Source organism: Rahnella sp. CJA17(1/100) (genome assembly GCF_963881615.1).
Classification (GTDB): Bacteria; Pseudomonadota; Gammaproteobacteria; order Enterobacterales; family Enterobacteriaceae; genus Rahnella; species Rahnella aceris.
The window spans coordinates 324409-341831 of record NZ_CAWOJA010000044.1 but is presented as its reverse complement, the minus strand read 5'-3'; the positions used below and the strand labels follow the sequence as shown (position 1 = coordinate 341831).

At 49.2% G+C, this 17423-nt stretch carries 11 protein-coding genes and 1 pseudogene; 6 read left to right on the top strand and 6 right to left on the bottom strand.

Annotated features, from left to right (window positions below; all coding sequences use genetic code 11):
* Window positions 1–66 precede the first annotated feature (66 nt).
* From rsmF to AACU55_RS18480, 3 genes are all read left to right on the top strand, one after another.
* Complete coding sequence (rsmF, locus tag AACU55_RS18490; protein WP_134705895.1) at window positions 67–1584, top strand: 16S rRNA (cytosine(1407)-C(5))-methyltransferase RsmF; 1518 nt, start codon at window positions 67–69, stop codon at window positions 1582–1584.
* 371 nt (window positions 1585–1955) lie between these two features.
* Complete coding sequence (locus tag AACU55_RS18485) at window positions 1956–3677, top strand: sensor domain-containing diguanylate cyclase (RefSeq protein ID WP_013576156.1); 1722 nt, start codon at window positions 1956–1958, stop codon at window positions 3675–3677.
* A 195-nt stretch (window positions 3678–3872) separates the two neighbouring features.
* Entirely contained in the window at window positions 3873–4115 is a 243-nt protein-coding gene (locus AACU55_RS18480; RefSeq protein WP_013576157.1) for a YebV family protein, read from the top strand.
* Window positions 4116–4158: 43 nt separating this feature from the next.
* On the opposite strand, the gene AACU55_RS18475 is transcribed toward AACU55_RS18480, so the two are convergent.
* The 4 genes from AACU55_RS18475 to AACU55_RS18460 form a co-directional block, all read right to left on the bottom strand.
* Window positions 4159–4809: a hypothetical protein gene (locus AACU55_RS18475; RefSeq protein WP_112152166.1), complete on the bottom strand. Its 651-nt coding sequence runs from the start codon at window positions 4807–4809 to the stop codon at window positions 4159–4161.
* A 98-nt stretch (window positions 4810–4907) separates the two neighbouring features.
* Complete coding sequence (locus tag AACU55_RS18470; protein ID WP_013576159.1) at window positions 4908–5300, bottom strand: ASCH domain-containing protein; 393 nt, start codon at window positions 5298–5300, stop codon at window positions 4908–4910.
* Between the two features lie 97 nt (window positions 5301–5397).
* Window positions 5398–8238: a WG repeat-containing protein gene (locus tag AACU55_RS18465; protein WP_134705894.1), complete on the bottom strand. Its 2841-nt coding sequence runs from the start codon at window positions 8236–8238 to the stop codon at window positions 5398–5400.
* Complete coding sequence (locus AACU55_RS18460) at window positions 8238–11000, bottom strand: WG repeat-containing protein (protein ID WP_134705893.1); 2763 nt, start codon at window positions 10998–11000, stop codon at window positions 8238–8240. The genes AACU55_RS18465 and AACU55_RS18460 overlap by 1 nt, the downstream gene beginning before the upstream one ends.
* A 516-nt stretch (window positions 11001–11516) precedes the next feature.
* On the opposite strand from AACU55_RS18460, the gene AACU55_RS18455 reads away from it, so the two are divergent.
* Both AACU55_RS18455 and AACU55_RS18450 read left to right on the top strand, forming a co-directional pair.
* Complete coding sequence (locus AACU55_RS18455) at window positions 11517–11774, top strand: DUF1883 domain-containing protein (protein WP_013576162.1); 258 nt, start codon at window positions 11517–11519, stop codon at window positions 11772–11774.
* Window positions 11775–12138: 364 nt separating this feature from the next.
* Window positions 12139–13317 carry a M20 aminoacylase family protein gene (locus AACU55_RS18450; RefSeq protein WP_134705892.1) on the top strand — a complete coding sequence of 393 codons (1179 nt, stop codon included), beginning with the start codon at window positions 12139–12141 and terminating at the stop codon, window positions 13315–13317.
* Here AACU55_RS18450 and AACU55_RS18445 read toward each other — a convergent pair.
* Window positions 13314–14012: an extensin-like domain-containing protein gene (locus AACU55_RS18445; RefSeq protein ID WP_134705891.1), complete on the bottom strand. Its 699-nt coding sequence runs from the start codon at window positions 14010–14012 to the stop codon at window positions 13314–13316. The genes AACU55_RS18450 and AACU55_RS18445 overlap by 4 nt on opposite strands.
* Window positions 14013–14354: 342 nt before the next feature.
* Window positions 14355–14980 (bottom strand): annotated as a pseudogene (locus tag AACU55_RS18440) (zinc-binding dehydrogenase).
* 599 nt (window positions 14981–15579) lie between these two features.
* Here AACU55_RS18440 and AACU55_RS18435 point away from each other — a divergent pair.
* On the top strand, window positions 15580–17235 hold the full coding sequence (locus AACU55_RS18435; RefSeq protein ID WP_134705890.1) for a methyl-accepting chemotaxis protein: 1656 nt from the start codon (window positions 15580–15582) through the stop codon (window positions 17233–17235).
* Window positions 17236–17423: the final 188 nt, after the last annotated feature.

The following is a 17423-nucleotide window of genomic DNA, read 5'->3' as shown; positions in this document are numbered from 1 at the left end:
AGGCCACCTTCGGGTGGCCTTTTCGTTTCCTGGTTACGACTGAAGCCCCTCCCTGCGCAGGTAAATATGCTAAACTCCGCGGCTGAAAACTTATTCAGTTCTGGAACCGCACTCTTGTCAAAGCTCACCACTGCCAGCAGTTTTGCTGATAAATTACCCGCCGCTTTTCTGGAAGCCACTCGTGCAATCATGCCTGCCAGCCTGAGCATGGAGGATTTTATCGCTGCCTGTCAGCGCCCTCTTCGCCCCAGCCTGCGGGTCAATACCCTCAAAATCAGCGTGGAAGATTTCCTTACACTGGCCGGCAGTTATCAGTGGGATTTAGAGCCTGTGCCGTGGTGCACCGAAGGTTTCTGGATCAACCGCCATGCCCTGGATGAATCGCGTTTAGGCAATGCGTTGTCTCATCTTGCGGGGTTGTTTTATATTCAGGAAGCCAGCTCAATGCTGCCGGTCACTGCGTTATTTGCTGATGGCACTCAGCCGACGCTGGTGATGGATGTCGCCGCCGCACCGGGTTCAAAAACCACGCAGATTGCGGCGCTGATGGAAAATCAGGGCGGCATAGTTGCCAATGAATATTCCGCAAGCCGGGTAAAAGTTCTGCACGCCAATATCAGCCGCTGCGGTGTCAGCAATACAGCACTCACCCACTTTGACGGGCGCGTATTTGGTGCCGCATTACCGGAAACTTTCGATGCCATTCTGCTTGATGCCCCCTGCTCGGGCGAAGGCGTTATCCGTAAAGATCCTGATGCCATGAGCAACTGGTCTGAAAACAGCGTGTCGGAAATTGCTGCCACGCAGCGTGAACTGATCGACAGCGCTTTTCATGCGCTGAAACCGGGCGGTGTTCTGGTTTATTCAACCTGCACCCTTAATGCGCAGGAAAACCAGCAGGTCTGCCAGTGGCTGCTCGAGACTTATGCTGATGCGGTGGAAAGTGAATCGCTGGCAGACTTATTCCCGGGTGCGCGGAAAGCGGTGACGCAGGAAGGCTATCTGCACGTATTCCCTCAGGTTTATGACAGTGAAGGTTTCTTCGTCGCGCGTTTTCGCAAAACGGACTCCGTACCGCACTTGCCTGTTCCGGGATACAAAGTCGGTCGTTTCCCTTTCTCTCCGCTTTCCCGTCAGGACAGCGCAGAAATTATCAAAGCTGCCGGTCAGTCCGGACTGTTATGGCAGGAAAAACAATATACGTTGTGGCAACGCGACAAAGAGATCTGGATATTCCCGGCAGTTCTGGAACCGCTGTTTGGGAAAGTACGCTTTTCGCGTATTGGTATCAGGCTGGCTGAACGCTTTCCGAAAGGCTTCCGCTGGCAACACGAAGCCGTGGTGGCATTCAGCGATACTGAAACTAAAAACCGTTTTGAAATTGACGATGAACTGGCGCAAAGCTGGTTCCGGGGCGTCGATATTTATCCGCAAACTGCCCCACCGGCAGATGAATGTCTGGTGACATGGCTCGGCCAGCCGTTGGGATTAGCGAAACGAATCGGAAGCCGGATTAAAAATAGTTTGCCGCGTGAGCTGGTCAGGGATGGCGCGGTTCGTCCGCAGACCTTATCGAACGATTAATTAATTTAAACTTTTTGCAAACTTCTGTGCCATAAGATCATCGTGATGGCGCAGAATATTCTACCTAATCATTATCTTTAACGATTAAAAACTCATCCTGACAAGCATTTTGGCGAATTCTGTACAACGTCGTGTTTAGGTGAAATAGGGGTGACAAAGTGTATGGAACCCTTACTTAGGCAACATTTTATGCCGAATATAGTAGATAATTATTTATATTATCAAGAAAGATTTATTGAATTATAAGTAGGAATAATCCTACCGTGACATGTATTATTGCCATCAAGATAACATTGCTAGTGATATATCATTTTCAGATATAAATCTTAATGCCTGATGTTGAGTAAAGACCTGCCAGTCGGAGAAGTGTCATGTCGGATGAAATGAAACTCGAATCAGCAGATGGGCTGCTATTACAGCAAATGGCCAGCCTGCGGGATATCATCGATAACAATTCTGACTGGATCTGGGAAGTCGATACGCAGGGCCGTTATGTTTTCTCTTCCAATAAATGCATCGAGTTTCTCGGTGTTCCACCTGAAAAAGTATTAGGCAAAACGCCTTTTGACTTCATGCCACCTGATGAAGCCAAACGGGTTGGCGAGCAGTTTGCTGCTATCGTCGAACGACGCGCGCCATTCGGCGGTTTGCTGAACCGTAATATTCGCCCTGACGGGACGGAAGTCATTCTTGAAACCAGCGGTGTTCCGCTGTTTGACAACGAAGGTAATTTCCGGGGTTATCGGGGGATCGATCGTAACCTGACCAGCCTTGATCAGGCTCCGGGTCAGCGCCTCTTCCAGCTTGAAACCATTTATTCCAATGCGCCGGTCGGCCTGTGTTTTATCGACCTGCAAATGCGCTACGTCACCGTAAACGATGCCATGGCAAATATTATCGGTTTACAACCTTACGAAGCGATTGGTCGTAAAGTCGGCGTGTTTCTGCCCGGTCTTTCTCCGTTGCTCAATAATGCACTTGAACTTGCGAAGCGGAATGAAACCACGCCGGACCGCGAATTTTCCGTTCCCGGTAAGAATCAGGTTTTCTTTGTACGTATCAAAGCCGCCTGTGATACGCAGAATCAGCTTAATGGCCTTTCCGTCGCGATGACCGACATTACCAGCCTCAAACGTATGGAAAGAGCACTGCGTGAAAGCCAGGAGCATTACCGCAATATGGTTGAGCTGAACCCGCAAATCCCGTGGACAGCCGATCCGCGCGGCCTGCTCAACGACGTCAGCTCGCGCTTCCAGCGGATTACCGGCATGACGCGACAGGATATTCTGGCAGATAAGTGGATCCAGAGTATGCATGTGGAAGACCGTCGTGCTGCCGTACAAACCTGGGAACATTGCCTGAAGACCGGCGCCCCCCTGGATATTGAAGTTCGTTTCTGCCACGTAGACCGCGGCTGGAACTGGATGCGTATTCGTGCCGCAGCGAGCTATGCCGCTGACGGCTCCATTCAGCGCTGGTATGGCACCGCCGAAGATGTGCATGAACGTAAGTTGCTGGAACTGAAACTGGTCAAAGCTAACCGCCGTCTGGAAATTCAGGCGCGCACGGACTCGCTGACCAAATTGCCGAACCGCCGTGAATTTAAAAAAGTGCTCAGCCATGAATATATGCGTGCCAAGCGTAACCGCACGCCGCTGACCGTGGTGATGATCGACATCGATTACTTCAAACATTTTAACGATCACTACGGCCATCTTTCCGGTGACGCCTGTCTGCGTCTGGTCGCCCGTACATTACGAAAATCACTCAAACGCAGTACCGATGTCGTGACACGTTTTGGCGGCGAAGAATTTGCCGCGATTCTGCCGGATACGGATTTGAAAGGGGCGTGGATTGTGGCGCAGCATATTATGGAATCCATTGAAGTGCTGGGCATCAAACACAGCTTCAGTGAATTTAATCGCGTGACCATCAGCCAGGGAATTGCGACCTATATGCCAGATCAGGATCCGGACATTGAGGATCAGTCGGATATTGTGAGTGCCGCTGATGAAGCGCTGTACCTCTCAAAAAACAACGGCCGCAATCAGATTAATGCCATGCCCGTCTCGGTAAGATTCAATAAACTTTAATCCTCTGTACAGTCAGTCGTGCGCTATCTGCCGCGCGGCTGGTCACCTTTCCCTCCTCATTTTTTGCCTGTTTTATGCAGCAGTAAAATTCAGGTGGCACTTTTTGTGCTGTCGTCTATCCTCATATAAGGGCGGCCAACTGGTCATACCTGATGTTGTTGAAATTACTCACGACACTCTGGCAAGGGGTACCTGATGGGAAAATCGAGCATAAGAATTGGTAGCTACGAAATTGACGATGCGCATCTCTCAACGCCTGAAGCAAAAGGCGGCGATAAAGTGCACATCCCCTGCAAGTCAGATCCTGATTTGTGTATGCAACTTGATGCCTGGGATGATCACACCAGTGTCCCGGCAGTGGTCGATGGTCGTCACTCTGTGTTGTACAAGGAGAAGTATGACGAACAGAAAGATGAGTGGATAATGCGACTGGAGTGATACAGCATGGCGAACGGGATGATGTTCGCCATGCCGCTTGCGTTCACTCAGCGTTTTCAACCAACGAAATACCCCGTCCGGCAAAAAAGCGGGCGAAGACTTTCACCGGTAACGTGACATCCTGTTGTGTGGAAATATCATGACCGGAAGGATTATGAAAGGTCACAAACTCCCTGTCGGCACGCGTCACCAGCACCAGATGCCCGCCTTTACGCGGCGGAACAGTCTCCGGAATACGAACCGACGGATGCACCGAGGCAATGAAGAACCGGTGATCTACCATTTGTGCAGCAATATCCTCAGCAGCAATTCCCACTTTAACTACTGCGGTCATCCCCAACTCCTGGCGAACATACTCAACAAAAGGTGCATAAATCAACCCCTTAATGTTGTCGCCATCACGAACATACGCGCCATATGGCAGACTGCGCTGAGTCAGATTAAGAACAGGCACCACTTTTCCGGAAACCGCCGCCAGCACCATTTTCAGGCAACACATCCCACAAACATGGTTTGCCCACTCAATAAATTCCTGCTGGGTTGATGCGCCAGACTGGGCCCATAGTTTGATATCACTCAGTTCGAGTTCACCGGCAATAATTCCGGCAGCACAGTCAGGGTCTTCCCACTGGCTGAAATAAGGTATTCCTGAAAGGGTTGCAAAAGCGCGTTGATTTACTGAATTCACTGACATGACATATTCCTGAACGGCAGATCGACAACATCAGGTTGATCATATAGCTGGCTGGCGAGATTTAAGGCCTGATTTTCCTTATCAGGCCCCTCAGATATTTAGAACTTCTCTATCATCCGGAACTTCATCAGTAACAATGGCATAGTGGGTTCAAACATCTCGTACTCTTCGAAGAAACGCTGATGCTCAGCGCGCCAGTAAGCCAGCGTGCGATCACCTTCACCTTCTTCCCAGGCATGTTGCTCTGTCACCTGATCAAAAGGAACTTGTTTCACTTCGGTCAGTTGTACGGCACACACCGGATTATTGCGACCATCGACCACCACAAAGATTTCGCCAGGTTCTGGTTCCGGGTCATCATCCAGGTTTGAACAGGTGGCGGTTTTTGTGCCTGCAATAACACGTTTAGCCAGTTCGTCTGCTGACGACTCGGTATCACCAAACGACCAGCGCTCTGCATCCCTGTATTTAAGTGGGATCTGCGGAATCATAATTTATCCTTTCAATTGAGATAGTTCACTACTATGACAGTTAAACATTAGCACAAAAAAACCCGCCGTAGCGGGTTTTAAAAGCCAGAAATGCGTTCTACGGTTTGCAGTTATCCGGCATCGCTACCGGCCACTGTCTTGCGCTGCCAGCGCCGTATAAAACGGCAATGCCGCATTCCTTATCGATCCTTGCAAGCGGTTTACCCGTTTTATCAATCATCATTGACATCGCAGGCGTTGAAACGACGGCAACGCCGCTGTCAAACGGTGAGACGGCACTGAATAGCGGTGCAATGGCAAAGTTACCCTGTACATCGACAAAACCGTAATTATTGTTCGTTTTGGCGAATGCCAGGCCATCCACAGGCAAACCTAAGTCGGCATAAGCAATACCCTCAGCTTGTTTCCCCTGGCCGTTTATCCAGGTTTTCATGCCGTCTGCGCGTGTCAGTACAGCATGATCATTCACCATCAGGCTGGCATTCCCCTGTACCGTCAGTACTAATTTACCGGTGTTGTCGACATAACGGGTCGCTGGCGCACCATCCTGCGGGTCGTTAGAGACAGACCACGTGCTGGCTGACGGCATTGTCCACCTGCCCTCAGGCATAGCCGCAACCCGCACACCTTTATCATCGATCAGCTCATACCCTGCCAGCGTCGAACGCAAAGCGCGACCCTGCACAAAAGCAGAACTTTGGGCTTCCGCTACGGGCTGAATTTGCCATTCTCCTTGCGCAGAAAGATAACCTTCCTGCGGCTTACGGGATAATTTTACCCAATCGCCCAGCGCGCTGATACGGGTTTGCTGTTCGTGCAGTTCAATGTTGCCTTGGGGATCCAAAAGCCAGGACTGTCCTGCGACAGAGGTGGCAAGAATGCGTCCATCACTGAACTGAGTGACTGATAACCCCGCCGTTGGTGCGACTCTCGCTTTCGCATCATTGCCAATGATTTCAGCAATCACACTGGATTCGGCTTGGTCAGGAGCGGCCGGTTGCGTCAGCAGCCAGAGCGCAGAATTAATACGTTTTGCTTTAGCATACTTCGCTTCAACAATGATTTTACCCTGACCGTCCACAATGCCCCATAAGCCTCCCGGCGCTCTGAACGCCGCCAGACCATCGGCGTAGTCACCCACATCCTGATAAGAGGGCTGAACAACCGTTTTCTGTGTGTTGACATCAAAGATGCCCCACAGCGCGCCTTCGGCAGCGGTTTCGCGAAAACGGAACCAGCCGTTACCCACAGACTCAATCTCGAATACGTTGGGCAAATCATAATGCTTACCCGCGTGATCCAGTGCGGTCAGCTTGCCGTCCAGATAATCAAGCGCATAGCCATGAACAAAGGGCGAAATATTGTCTTCGGTCAGCGGGATAACAATTTTCCCCTGAGCATCGACAACACCGGTTCCCTCAGCCGTTCTGACAATAAACTGTTCGATATTACCGTCTGCGTCAGCAGATTGAATATCCTGCCATTTGCTGTCGAGCTGAAGTGAACCGTCCGGGCGCAGGAAACCGGCACCGTTTTTACCGCTTCCGGATTCGGGACGAATCAGTGCCAGTGGCGATTGTGCAGAAGTAACATCATTTCTGACATAGAGAGGTTCAATCCGGCTGCCACCAAGGGCGCTGATATTCTTCTGATTCAGTAACGCCTTTCCTGATGCATCAACAATATTGACGACATCACCCTGGTCGTTGCGCAGCCATAAACGGTGGTTGATCACTTCTGCGCTGGTGATTTGCGCCAGCCAGCCCACATTCTGTGAGCCTCCGATGATGCCGCCAGAAGGTGCAACAATCGCGTTAACCTTTTTCGGTTCACCTTTGGTAGTGATCAGATATTCACCCGTGCTGTGCTCCCAGGGCTCACTGCCCGCAGGCAGCAAAAGAGGTTGTTTACGTCCCGGTATATACAATGTAAGAGCATCTTTGGTGACGGGATTCAACACGTAATCACCGGAGACACGGAGCGAAGAGGCCTCGGCTTCGCTAAAGGTGGCGATAACCACCGCGGAATTATCAAGTAATTTGATCCCTTCAGGGGTTTTCGCCAGCCAGAAAGCGCCGGTTTCTTCACTGACCGACAAGTACTTCTGTTCGTCCGGCACACCGTCGGTGCGAATTAAGGTAATTCCTTCCGCATTTTTCGCCAGGGCGACAGAAGAGTTTTGCGGATCAAGGGTGATTGCGCTGTATTGCGGCAGAACGCGCCAGGTAAGATTGCCATCAATGATGCCGTAACCTTTGCTGGCATCAAAAGCGATAAAGAGATCTTTCGGGCCAAACGGTTCAACCACTTCCATTTTGTCGGTAGCCACATGACGGACACCATCAGGCGAAAGCAGAACGCTGTTAAACGTCAGAGTCAGGCGGGCCGGAACGCCGTCACTCAGAGTGGCGTCATCCACTAATTCATCCAGCGCTTTACCGACCTGGGCACCTTTGTGGTCAATAATTTGTGGTTTACCTCCCGCCGTCACCACGGCCAACCCGGATTCGGTAAAGGGCTGGACGCGATCAAAAGCCGGCGGAATCATCCAGTTTCCTGTCAGATCGATGAATCCCCACTTGCCCTGTTGCATGGCAGCGGCGGCACCAAAATGATAGTCACCGACTTTTTCAAAAACAGGTTTAATGACCAGTTGCCCCTGATTGTCTAAAAAGCCCCAACGCTCGCCATTTGCATCTGCAGCAGGCAAAAGCACTGCTGCACGGCCTTCATGGACATCACGGATACATAAATTCTGAACCACAGGCAATGCATTATGCCTTTGTGCATCCGCCTGCGCCGCAGATAACGGCGCAAAGCAACTGTCGGGCTCTGCCGCGATTGCAGCGGATGTCAGCGTCAATAAGGCCAGTGTACTGCTGGTATTCAGAGCACAACGGAGTGCATTTCTTAGCCTTGAAGGTTTGCTGACAATCATTAATTACCTCCGGTACCGCATGCAGGAGCCTTGGCTGGCCAGAGATAAGCCCCCTTAGCATCCACAATGACACGCTGATTACAGCGCACCTGAATTTTCGCCTGAACAGCGCCATCACTGTTTAGCAAACTGACCACACCTTTACCCCCTGCCCAGGCATGTTTCTCGCTGAAATCATTTGCCCAATCGAACTTAGGCAAAATAGCGAAACGCCCTGTGGTATTGATGTAACCTAGCAAATTGCCATAGGTCGATTTCTTCATGGCGGTAGCAAAATTATTGCTCATTGCACCAACCTGATCAAAGTAAGAACCGATCAGTTTCTTGCCTTGCTGATCAACAAAACCATACAGGCCTTTGCTATCACGCAGAGGGATGACGCCAGAGTTGGCTTTATCCGCCTGCAGGCTGTCGAGTCCGGCGAAACGCTGAATCTCATTGCCGTCGTTGTCATACAACACAGTTTCGCCTGTAAGGTCGTCATTCATGACCAACCGTGCCATCGAGTTCAATGCCTGGGCCTGTTCAAAACCGTCTAACGGAACCGCGCCATGATCATTAATCAATGTGACGCGGCCATCACTGACCGCGCGGCTCAGATTAAGAGGCGGGATGAAATTGAATTCAGCGGTATAAAGTGGTGGGATTTGCCAGTCGCCCTGACTGTTAATCGCCCCAAAATGAGGGGAAAAACTGAGCATAACCCAGTCGCCATCAACAGAACTTGAAGATGCAGTAATTGCCTTGCTGACAGGGAAACGCCCTGCGCTGTCGAGCAATGCAACACCACCTTCGGAAGGTTGAACCAGCCAGTGGTTGCGGCCCACAGGCTGCGGCCTTGAGAGCAAATCTGTGGCTAAAGCCTGACCGTTTTCAGCGCTGTAGAGGCTGTAATGGCTGGCAAGCGCACCACGCTCACCGGGCTGATCGTTATCAGAAAGCGTAAAGGCACCCTGCCCGATATACTGGAATTTACCGCTACGGCCCGCATCAGGCGCAATCGCCCAACTGCCGTCGGTTCTGATCACGCCCCAGCCCGTATCTGTCTGCGCCAGGGCATAACCGTCATTGAAGGAATCAATCTGGATAAACTGAGGTGCAGCTTTATTGCTTTTACTCGCGATGTCCCATAAACCCCAGCGTTGGGCATCTTTTTCGCCCCCGGTATAAAACAGCAGTCCGGATGACAAACGCTGAGCGCTTTGCTGAATATTTGCCGGAACGTCTATCGCGTTACCGCTGCGATCAATAAGGTGCTTAACGTCTGTATTGCCATTGTTGTCAGTGGCCCAGGTATAGTCGCCGTTAAACGGGGTGATTTGCGTAAAGACTGGCTGGATAACCCATTTCCCTGCGGCATCGATCGCGCCAACTTTTTTGTTTTCAGTATGGATGATCAACGGAGCCTGAGAAGCCTCTCCTTCAATCGATGCCCACTGAGGATCGGAAAGCACGTTCCCCTGGGAGGTGAGGATTGCGGGAGGTTTTGTCGCATCAACAGGCGTCAGAACTGCCCATGGCAGGCTTTGCGCCGTATCTGTGGTTGCTTGCGCCAAAGCATTGATGTCATCGGTCATCGGCGTCGTGGCCAATGGTCTTAACTGATAGTCTTTCAGCGCTGTCAGCGTGGCGTCATTAAGAAGCGCTACGCCGTTATTGTCATAGATCTGCGCGACCTGAGGCGTTTTCCCCTCAGTTTGCATCACCCAAAGACGGTTGCCCTGTTGCAGAACTTGCGGCTTATTCACTTTCAGCGAAGCAACCTGATTATCAGCACCGATAATCACAATGCCTTTACTGCCCGTTCCCAGCGTAGCTTTACCCCAGGCGAGGATGTTTTCAGATTGATCTGCAGGAATATCCTGCACTTTTTCCAGCTTATTGTTGAGCAGCTGTTTGCTGCTATCCGCAGCTGTAACCAGCCAGCTACCTGAAGCCAGCGGACGTACAGATTTATATTGCTCTTTATTTAACGAAACACCCTGCCGGTCAACGAACATCCAGACGTTTTTGGTTTTCACCGCAACGACATCAGCACTAAATTGCGGCTCGTCGCGGGTTTTCAGGATCATCGGGTCAATCGCCCAGTCACCATTTTCGTCGAGATATCCCCAGTAACCGTCTTGCGCAGAATCACGCTTTTTAGCTGGAATCAGCCCGGACTGAGGCAAATCCAGTGCGATGACATCATCAGGCAGAGAAAGGGAACGATTTGTGGAGGCATTCCACAAGGCAGGCGAAACTTGCGTTTGCACACTTGCCAATGCCTGACCGCGCACAAATCCCTGGCTGTCGAGAGAAACGGCAAACGGCAGCGTTTTTATCACTGCACCTTTGCGATCAATCAGTACCAGACGGTTATCGGTCACGACCAGCGCGGTGCCTTGTGCATTGAAATCGGTTGCCCGCGTAAATTTAGGTTCAATAACCCAGTGGCCTTTCTTATCGATATAGCCGAATTTATCGCCTTTTTTCGCAGCAGCCAGGTCGTTCACAAAACCCCGGGCTTCACTGAAATCAGGCTTGATCACCATATGCCCGGTGGTATCCACGTACCCCCACAACGGTTCGCGGGATAACCCGACCTGCACAGGGGAAAGCCCTTGCTGGAAAGGCAACTGGCAATCCTTGGCCGTTTTTGCATTGCTACACGCCCGTAACAGTGCGTCATCCGCATGTACCGGCAGGCTAAAAAAAGCATTCAGAACCAGGGATAACGCACTGAAGTTTCTGACATATTTGAATTTTTCGGAGCAATTCATCCGATGCCCTTATAACTGGATAAAATTAGAAAGTGTAGCGCCCGCATTTTTTTCATCACCCGCAGAATGGGCGCGTGAGACGGTAAAAAAACCGATAATAATCAATTTAAAGCGAGCGCACATGCCATACGCCTATAGGGTGTCAGCTTGTGAAAGAAAAAGCAGCTATTTTATTACTCTGTAACGAATGAATACATATTATCAATTCCCGGAAAGAGACGCCCTGTGTGTTACCGCTCACCTGCATTACTCACCCGCCGATAACCTGACAGCAACATTCCAACCTCCTTACTAGAAATTAGATCATTTTCATTTACATGTGTTTGAGTGGCTAACAATTAATCTTCGGAAGATTATTACAACTCTTGATTAAGGTCATTATTTCCCCCTCTTTTGTCTGGTTTTATAGATTCCAGAGCGTTGTGTGACCAATATCACTCCCGGTCCGGGTGGCGTCAAACCTGGCAGTGTTCGGTTACAGCGTATTTCAGGTGTTTTATCTTATTGGGGGAAGTCATGCCTATCGTTCGAGCCAGATTGAGTCTGTTTGGTGGCGACACCGTCGTCATACGTTGTTCAGAAAAATGTCACATTCATCTGATGTGTGAAAATGATGTTGAGCGAAAAGGACGTCACTCAGGTTTCGGCGATATTTTGACGGTTAATGATCAAAATACGGCTTATGTGGGGATCCCTTATAAAGGCATCTGGAATGTTCTTATCGATTCCCAGTGTGACTCACTGGAGCACTCAATAAGTTATATGCCCGCCTGAAACCCGCTATTACCTCCTCGATTCTGCTGCTTTATCTGAGACCTTTATCAGGCGGATGGAAAACCATTTGCCTGATATTTCATGAATTACCAGTCAGCCCGGTCTGCATCACAACGGTACAGTTAACCGCTGACACCATCCAGCAGCAAAATGTTGAATTGCGTAACGTCGCGGAAAAAACTTTAGTCTGTCACATCAATTACATACCGTTATTGAATTGAACATTCCATAATTTTCAAAAGTCCTTTTTTTGCCTGATTTATGTATTGCCAGTCCGGATTTCACATTGCATTCTGTCAAAGGTAATGACATGGCACCGGTCATATTGGCCGGATTTCTTTCAGGCAAAAAACAGATCCTTATAATGAATAATAAATCACTTTGCACCATCGCTGACGTAGCGGATCTCGTTCCGCAATTGCGCCAGGTTCGCCAACACCTGCACCAACACCCTGAACTTTCCAATGAAGAATCTGCAACCGCAGCACTGGTCGCTGAAAAACTCGAATCTCTAGGCTATCAGGTGACCACCGCCGTGGGCGGATACGGCGTCGTCGGCTCAATGAAGCATGGAAACGGGTCACGTAGCATTGGCATCCGCGCAGATATGGATGCCCTGCCCATCACCGAACGAACAGACTTGAGCTACTCCAGCCAGTTTCCTGGAAAAATGCATGCCTGCGGCCACGACGGCCATACGACGATGTTGCTGGGTGCCGCTGAACAGCTTGCACGCAGCAAAAACTTTTCCGGCACCGTGCATCTTATTTTCCAGCCCGCTGAAGAAATTGGGTTTAACAGCGGTGCAGAGCGCATGCTGGCCGAACAGTTGTTTGAACGATTCCCCTGTGATGCCGTCTACGGGCTGCATAATCATCCCGGCTATCCGGTCGGCAAAATGATGTTCCGTTCTGGCCCGTTTATGGCAGCCTGCGACACGGTCAACATCACTATTCATGGTAAAGGCGGACATGCAGCCCGCCCGCATATGACCGTAGATCCTATACTGGTTGCCAGCAGTCTGGTCATCGCCCTGCAGTCTGTTATTTCGCGCAATATCGACCCTAATGACACAGCGGTTGTCACCATCGGCTCATTACATTCAGGGCATGCGGCAAATGTCATCCCTGAAACTGCACGCCTTGAAATGAGTGTTCGCTCCTTCGATCCCGAAGTCCGCAAAACGCTTGAGCAACGTATCCGCACTCTGGTGGAGAATCACGCTGCCGGTTACGGCGCCCGCGCTGAAATTGAATATGTTCCCGGATATCCGGTACTGGTGAATCACGATCAGGAAACGGCATTCGCGGTGGAAGTGGCAAAAGAACTGCTGGGTGAAGAAAACGTGGTCGATAATCTTCCGCCAATTTCTGGCAGTGAAGACTTTGCGTATTTCCTGCAGCAGAAGCCCGGCTGCTTCCTGCGTCTGGGCAACGGAGACAGCGCGGTGCTGCATAATCCGGCCTACAACTTTAATGATGAAAGCCTGAGCTTTGGCACCGCCTACTGGACGCGTCTGGTGGAGCGCTATTTAGTCGATTAACGGCAAAAACCGAACCAGCGCATGCCGAGGTGGAAGTGATTGGCATGCGCTGCGTTGTATTCCGGCCCGATGGAATTGCCAAAATACGGGCAGCTCTCTGAAAATAATGTCCGCACATACTCCCCTTCTGCGCCGGGCTGAGGCCATTGTTTCAGCACCGTAAGATGGCGCCCGTCAGACAGCGAGAAACCGGCAATATCCAGCGCTTGCGCCGTAGCGTGTTCGCTTAGCCGGGCGTCGGGCTTGTTATAGACGTTCCTGCAGGCATAACTGCCCAGATGATCAATACGCACCAGCGGCGAACCTAATTCCCGAGTGGCCAGCGGTTTCGCCACCTGCGCGACAAACATTGCGCTGCTCAGTGCAAGGCGACAGCTCGCCAGATAACTCGAACTCAATGAAACATCACCAAATCCGCGAACGCGCACAGAATGAGTCAGCGGACATTTCCCGCCCATATTTCCGGCGCTGTTAAACTCAATCATCCCCTCTTGCTGAGCCCGTTCAAGCACAGCCAGACATTCCTGAGGATTGTTATCCAGCTTCCTTAATTTGTAGCGGGTGATCAGATTCGGCGGGTCATTAATAGTTATCGGTGCGAAAGGATTATATTCAGAAGGCACATGACGGCTTATCCACGGGGCACTGAACCAGGCAATGCCGATAATCACAATGAAGCTAACCCAATATCGCATAGTGTTCCTTTAGCACCACTTAGGTTTAGCAGTACATTGTTTTTCACGCGGAATATTTTGAGTATAGCGCCTGAGTAAATAGTGATCTGACGGGGTTACAAGTCGGGAAATAAACTTACTTAGCTTTGACATAAATAGACATTGAGTTTGTTACTTTTATATCCGAAGACGATGTTTCTTCTCCTGTGTCCACTGTGAACTGTCCTTCATAGTGTGTAAGACCCTCGCATTACCCCTTTCAGCCCGCCCCGAGCGGGCTTTTTTTTATCGGCTATCTCGCACGTAAGTCATGAGTGACGCAGCAAAAGATGCTAAGCCGCGCCACCCGACACCCTGAAAACCTTACTTATGCGTAAAGTCGATCACCATTCTGCCTTTAATTTTGCCTTGTTCCATTTCCTGGAAGATCGCATTGATATCACCCAGCGGACGCTTTGTGACTTTCGGCACCACTTTACCTTCAGCGGCAAACTGGAAAGCCTCAGCCAGATCTTCACGGGTACCAACCAGTGAACCGACGACCTGAATGCCGTCAAGCACCAGACGAGGAATATTCAGGCTCATGGATTCCGGCGGTAAACCCACGGCGACAATACGACCGCCGGCGCGCATCGCATCCACTGCAGAGTTAAAAGCAGATTTCGCCGTTGCTGTTACCACCGCAGCATGAGCGCCACCGACTTTCTCCTGAATAATTTTTGCTGCATCGTCTTTCCGCATATTAATGGTCAGGTCAGCCCCCATATCGGCGGCAAACTCCAGTTGCTGATCATTAACATCAATACCGATCCCTTCATGCCCGAGGATTACGCCGGTTTTGTCACCGAAATCACCGTTTTTGACATGCAAATCCGTATGACATACACCACAGCACTCCATTCCCAAAAGTGCCTCACATGTTCCAGGTCACGCAGAGTCTTCTCCACGACGTCCACAGAGTGGTCTTTATTCACAACAGCAGCTTTCATTTTCATTTCCTTATCGTTGTGGCGGAACCTCAAAGTTACAACGCTATTTATCCGGCTGCAAATGAGAATGAAACGCTTTAACTATCAAGTTCAAAACGTTGGCGGAAAGTTTCATTTTCATTGTTGATGAGGAATATGACGGCTGATACTCAGGCAATAAGGAACAGGTTTTTACTATAATCATGAAAAAATCAATTGGTTAAAAAATTTAGCAGCGCTATGAAGGTGGTATATTCCCCCGCGGATTCACGTACTCTACGTACAGTCATAATTTAATGTGTATTAATTTTAACCACACAATTAACGGTCGGTAAGTCTGCTACCCATTTAAACCTGACTAAAACACTTAAAGGACTGGTAATTAGGATGCATATTAGTATTTCCCTATCATTAAGTAATATCCATACTTTTCAACACGAAAAACTCTCCCCATACTTTTCACTTTTATAAATAAAAAAACAGCTCAAGATATAAATTTTGATGCCGATAGTGAGATCAATGAAATATAAAAAAGCTGGCTCAGCTGTTTTATAAATTATAAAAAAAATCCGAAGCCTGTTCAGGGCGAATTTATCGTTTAAATACATGAGGATTCTAAAGTGAGATTTATAAGAGATATTAAAATACGAACAGTATTAATAACCATTCTCATCACTTTTTCACTTTTATGGGCCGGAGTATCAGGTTTCGCTTTATACTCACTTAATCAGTTAAAAAGTGAACTGAACTTCACCAATGTTCAACAGCAAAACGGTGACATCATCAATGGTGCCAATGCGCAGTATTACCGTGCAGTAACAGCGCTGGAACGGGCTATGGCTGGGTTAGAAAAAAACAATAACGGCATTTATGATATTGAAATAAAAGCCACGTTGATTGAATTAGAAAGTCTTAAAAAAGGGCTGGATCAATTTAAAAATATTGATCATGGCAATTTAGACTCCAACACCGTGGAGGATATCTATAACAGTTCCTTTACTCTTTTCAACAGTGCTGTATTCCCCATGTATGAATCAGCAGCAGTGAAAAATACAAGTCTGTTCGCATCTTTAAAAAATGATAAATATCTTCCGCTTAGACGTAATTTCAGCGCAGCCATAGAAAAATATAATGACAAAATTACCTCTCTTAACGCTGAAGCGAATCACAGAATTACCCAGTGGGTTGCATGGTGCCAATATATACTTATAGGTGCTATGGCCCTCAGCGTTGTCATTATGCTTTTGAGCGATCGTTATCTGGCAAACTTTCTTGTTAAACCATTAAACAAAGTGAAAGCTCACCTTGAATCATTGGCAACCGGCATACTTGATAGCAAAATTGCTTTCCAGGGTAAAAACTGCGTTGGACAATTAATACCTTATATCAACAAGATGCAGGATAACTGGGCAAAAACAGTATACGACATCCGAAACAGCGCTGATTCAATTTATAAAGGCTCCAGTGAAATCTCCACCGGGAATACCGATCTTTCCTCCAGGACGGAAGAACAGGCATCTGCACTTGAAGAGACAGCCGCAAGCATGGAACAACTGAGTTCAACCGTTCGACATAATGCAGATAATGCGAGTCAGGCCAGCACACTGGCAGAACAAGCAACTCAGGAGGCAAACCAAGGCGGTGTTATTGTGAACGACGTCATATCTACCATGGTAAAAATTAACGCCAGCTCGCATAAAATCGTAGAAATAATCAGTGTTATTAATGGAATAGCCTTCCAGACCAACATTCTTGCTCTTAATGCCGCTGTTGAAGCAGCACGAGCCGGAGAGCAAGGTCGGGGATTCGCCGTCGTTGCAAGCGAAGTAAGAAATCTGGCGCAGCGCAGTGGACAAGCCGCAAAAGAGATTGGCGTGCTCATTAATGAATCGGTTGAGAACATTCAGTCCGGGTCAGAACAAGTGACCCAGGCCGGGGGAGCCATGGAGAAAATCGTCAGCTCTGTCAGCCGTGTAAATGACATCATGAGCGAGATAGCGGCTGCATCGACTGAACAAAGCAAAGGAATAAACCAAATTGGTATAGCAGTCGTGCAAATGGATAGTGTTACGCAGCAAAATGCCGCACTGGTGCAGGAATCAGCCGCCGCCGCCGCCTCACTTGAAGAGCAGGCACGTCAGCTCACAGAAATTGTCTCGGTGTTTAAAATCGAAGGCAGAGCTCCCCTTTCTTCAGCGAGTCTTCTTCCCAAAAATAAAACACAAAAAAATAGCAGAGTCTTAACCACAGAAGATAGCGGCTGGACGAAGTTCTGATATTCCAGCCCTTCCCGACATGAATGGGAAGGGCTGGTTCGTCATTCTTGTGGGGCAATGTGACGGCGTTGAATCGGGAAGTTTTACTGTCAGACCCGTCCCCCGGGAGGACAGAGAGCGATGACCGGAAACAGAAATAAAAACCGAATTAAATGAAATTAAAAATAATCATTGCTAATATTTAACTT

Excerpts from the sequence above, each read along its gene's own strand:
- AACU55_RS18480 (WP_013576157.1), top strand. The coding sequence starts at position 3,873 with ATGGGAAAATCGAGCATAAGAATTGGTAGCTACGAAATTGACGATGCG.
- AACU55_RS18455 (WP_013576162.1), top strand. The coding sequence starts at position 11,517 with ATGCCTATCGTTCGAGCCAGATTGAGTCTGTTTGGTGGCGACACCGTC.
- rsmF (WP_134705895.1), top strand. The coding sequence starts at position 67 with ATGCTAAACTCCGCGGCTGAAAACTTATTCAGTTCTGGAACCGCACTC.
- AACU55_RS18450 (WP_134705892.1), top strand. The coding sequence starts at position 12,139 with ATGAATAATAAATCACTTTGCACCATCGCTGACGTAGCGGATCTCGTT.
- AACU55_RS18460 (WP_134705893.1), bottom strand. The coding sequence starts at position 11,000 with ATGAATTGCTCCGAAAAATTCAAATATGTCAGAAACTTCAGTGCGTTA.
- AACU55_RS18445 (WP_134705891.1), bottom strand. The coding sequence starts at position 14,012 with ATGCGATATTGGGTTAGCTTCATTGTGATTATCGGCATTGCCTGGTTC.
- AACU55_RS18465 (WP_134705894.1), bottom strand. The coding sequence starts at position 8,238 with ATGATTGTCAGCAAACCTTCAAGGCTAAGAAATGCACTCCGTTGTGCT.
- AACU55_RS18470 (WP_013576159.1), bottom strand. The coding sequence starts at position 5,300 with ATGATTCCGCAGATCCCACTTAAATACAGGGATGCAGAGCGCTGGTCG.
- AACU55_RS18485 (WP_013576156.1), top strand. The coding sequence starts at position 1,956 with ATGTCGGATGAAATGAAACTCGAATCAGCAGATGGGCTGCTATTACAG.
- AACU55_RS18475 (WP_112152166.1), bottom strand. The coding sequence starts at position 4,809 with ATGTCAGTGAATTCAGTAAATCAACGCGCTTTTGCAACCCTTTCAGGA.